Source organism: Ruegeria sp. AO1 (assembly GCF_056535985.1).
The window spans coordinates 1-1,240 of the sequence record NZ_JBQFJC010000004.1 but is presented as its reverse complement, the minus strand read 5'-3'; the positions used below and the strand labels follow the sequence as shown (position 1 = coordinate 1,240).

Sequence of the window (1,240 nt, the reverse complement as noted above, 5' to 3'; positions counted from 1 at the left end):
GGAACGTCCTTCGCCGCCCCATACATCACTGGAGCCTATGCCGTATTGAAGAGCCAGTGGCCAGACCTGACAGCCCCCGTAATCGCTGAGATTATGTTCGCGGCAGCTGAAGATCTCGGTGAGCCGGGTGTTGACCCGATCTACGGGCAGGGCCTCCTCAATCTGGAACGCGCCATGCTCCCTGTGGGTGAGCTTGTCGTCTACCAGGGGAACACCATCGAGGGCGCCGCCATGCCTCTGCCGAAACGGGCATCGTCGCCAGCGGCGCCTGGCGCCAGCCCTCAACCAGGCCCTCGCAGGGCAGACCCTGATGGTTGCAGATGCGTATACGCGCGGATTTGAGCTTGCTGCCAGTGCCCTGGTCTCCGAACTCAAGGCGCCAAGACCCCGCCCCACCTTCGTACGGGAAACAAAGGCCAGCGACAGCCTGACACTCATGCGTTCAGATCACGGAACAGGTCTCCGTTTTGATGGGGATGTGTCCTCCTATGAGATAACTTCGGCGACATAGATCCAGACGCAGATCCATTTGGACAGCTTCTGACAGAAGATTACGCATTCGGGCATGACGTCCAGCTGACAGACGCGCTGGCGCTGACGACGACCATGCGGTCGGATCATCCACGGGGCCTTCTCAAGGACCAGCATAGGGCTTGAAGCAAAAGACAAAGATGGGTCAGGCCTTTCTGCCCAGTTCGGCCTCATAGAAGAAAACGGCACAGTCCTTGGATCCCGTTTCATGGGAGCCGCGGGTCAGGACGGACGCAGCTCTACCTCATTCTTGGAAATATCCGGATCTGTTGCGGTCGGGCAGGGCACGCTCCTGACGGTATCGGGCACGCAAAGCAGGACAGATTTCAAACAGGCAGGCCTGGTCACTGGCGGCAAAACCTGACGGGGCGTGCCGGCAGCGTCTCAATCAGCAAGAAACGCTTTCTCGGCAGCCCAGGCACGATGCGCTTGTCGATATCCAGTCCGCTCCAGATCTCCTCTGGTGAGATTTCAATCGACCTCCCCGGGACAGGGTTGCAGCAGTGGCCGGTCAAGAGCACGGGCGTGACAAGAAGCTCTCAAACTGTGCAGATTACATCTTCAGTGCGGCCGATAGATATTGGCCTGACCTATCAGCTTGCTTCAGAGGCGCCCGGACCGGAAATTCTGTTTAACGCCGGATATCGCGCACAAGGCGGTGACCCCAATCCCTACATCGGGTTTGCCCTCAGTCACAGGTTTTGAGCCG

At 58.9% G+C, this 1,240-nt stretch carries 2 protein-coding genes; one reads left to right on the top strand and one right to left on the bottom strand.

Features of this window, described 5'->3' with window-relative positions; translation table 11 throughout:
* Positions 1–342: S8 family serine peptidase (locus tag ACR3FB_RS23925; protein WP_480566970.1), on the top strand; the 342-nt coding region annotated here is incomplete at its 5' end.
* A gap of 144 nt (positions 343–486) precedes the next feature.
* Here ACR3FB_RS23925 and ACR3FB_RS23920 read toward each other — a convergent pair.
* Positions 487–621, bottom strand: a complete 135-nt coding sequence (locus tag ACR3FB_RS23920; RefSeq protein ID WP_480566968.1) for a hypothetical protein — start codon at positions 619–621, stop codon at positions 487–489.
* Positions 622–1,240: the final 619 nt, after the last annotated feature.

What these genes read in the sequence shown, in the direction of transcription:
- ACR3FB_RS23920 (WP_480566968.1), bottom strand. Translation starts at nt 621, where the DNA reads ATGATCCGACCGCATGGTCGTCGTCAGCGCCAGCGCGTCTGTCAGCTG.